Source organism: Fulvivirga lutimaris (genome assembly GCF_009711525.1).
Taxonomy (GTDB): domain Bacteria; phylum Bacteroidota; class Bacteroidia; order Cytophagales; family Cyclobacteriaceae; genus Fulvivirga; species Fulvivirga lutimaris.
Map to the genome: position 1 here is coordinate 1 of NZ_SMLV01000107.1, position 1,839 is coordinate 1,839.

The 1,839-nt window shown below is 37.7% G+C and carries 1 protein-coding gene; it reads right to left on the minus strand.

Features of this window, described 5'->3' with window-relative positions; genetic code table 11:
* The coding region (locus E1140_RS21230) for a hypothetical protein (protein WP_221412593.1) at positions 1–1,839 on the minus strand (1,839 nt) is incomplete at both ends.

A 1,839-nucleotide genomic window follows, 5' to 3' on the forward strand; every position in this document is an offset into this window, starting at 1 on the left:
CTAAGCTCAATAGGTAGCGGATTGGAAAGAGCACTTGTAGAGCCAAAAGTAAATGGGCTAAATGATGAAACCGTATTGGCGGTTATACTACCAGGGTCAGTACTGGAAATAGAACTTTGTCCAAGATTCTCCCACTCAGAATTAATCGTATTATAGTGGGCGATTGTTAGATCTAAATAGTCATCAATACCGCTATTAGTTTGATCTTTCCAATGTAGTGTCAGATCGACTGTCGAACTCGTGCCTGCATTATCCAATGTCCAATATTCGACTCCACTTACATTATTCAACTCTCCATTTGGATCTAAAGAAAGGAAATTTGAAATATCGGAATAAGCTGTATTATGATACTGTGCTGTAAATTCAGTCGCTATATCTCCAGAAAGGTTAGTGATTTCTAATGGAGCCCAAATGCCCCCTGCTCCAATTGGAAAGACAAAGTCGGTATTTCCTATTTTTCGGAGCAATCCATCTACAAAACTAGTACTAGAACCTTGGTCTGAACTTGAGGTACTACTAAAAATTAATGTGTTTACACCTGTCATGATAACTCCATTGGTCAAGGTAAGCGTGCCGTTGATTGTTTGATCAGAAGTAAGAGTGACATTCCCAGCACTTTTGTTAATAGTTAAATTTTCAAATAATGTAGAACCAGAAATATTTTGATCAGAGGCTCCAGAAAAATTAATGATACCAGAGCCAATAAATGCTGTGCCTTGATTGTCTAGATCACCACTAATGTTTAGTGTTGATAAATTATCAAAAGTCACTTGAGCACCTACATCTATCGTTAGGTCAGATAGATCCGCGCTTTCTCCAGAACTTAAAACTGGAAAATTTCCACTTGCTCCGCTTACATCAGGAATAGTAACATCAGCTCCTTCTATTGGTACTCCGTTGCTCCAATTTGAAGCTGTATTCCAATCAGTATCTGTTGTGCCAACCCATGTTGTAGGTGCTATAAAGATATCTATGTCATCAATGGCCAAACCATCTGACTGAGCAAGATTTGAAGTATTAATAAAAAAGTTATCAAACTTTTGAAACATAATCACAAATGTATTTGATAATGAGAGCCCATTTGCATTTGCAAGTTGATCTATATCAAGTTCAGCAAGTTGCCATACATTATCTGTTGTACTCGGCCCATCAAGTTGAAATACATTGCCGGTAAAAGTTGTTCCTCCATCATCCGACAAGAAAATTCCGTCCGAAACGTTAAGCTCCTCATTGAAGTCTTTCCAATTGAATCTCATACTTACATTTGAAGTTCCTGAAAGATCAAGGTGAAGGAGTGCCATGTTTCTTCCATTATTTCCACCCGGATTTACATCCATAGTCATATGAAAAGTTCCTGTATTTGGTGCGTTGTCCGAAGTTACTTGTGTTCTGGAAAAGGAATTTTTGGGGATACACCATTCTGCACCAAAAGAGCCATCTTCAAAACCTGTAGTGTATGGAAAAACAGCATATGTAGGTGTACATGGTGTAGGAACATAGACCTCAATCAGATCAAAAGCAAAACCATCAGAGGGGATTGATTCAGTATCTAAATGCTCAAACTTAATGACGAAGTTACTTGACATGATCAATCCATTATCTGTAGCAAGTTGATCAATGTCAAGAGATACTAATTGCCAACTTTCATCAACATAATTAGTGCCGTCTAAATTTACCACTCTAATATAGCTCGCACCACCATCATCGGAAAAGAATATGCCATCGTTTAATACGTCATACCCATCATTAAACTCTTTCCACATAAAATCCATCTGGACATCTGTTTCAGCAGATAAGTCTAAATGTAATAGAGCTTCATTTAAAGCGGCAAACCCAGAA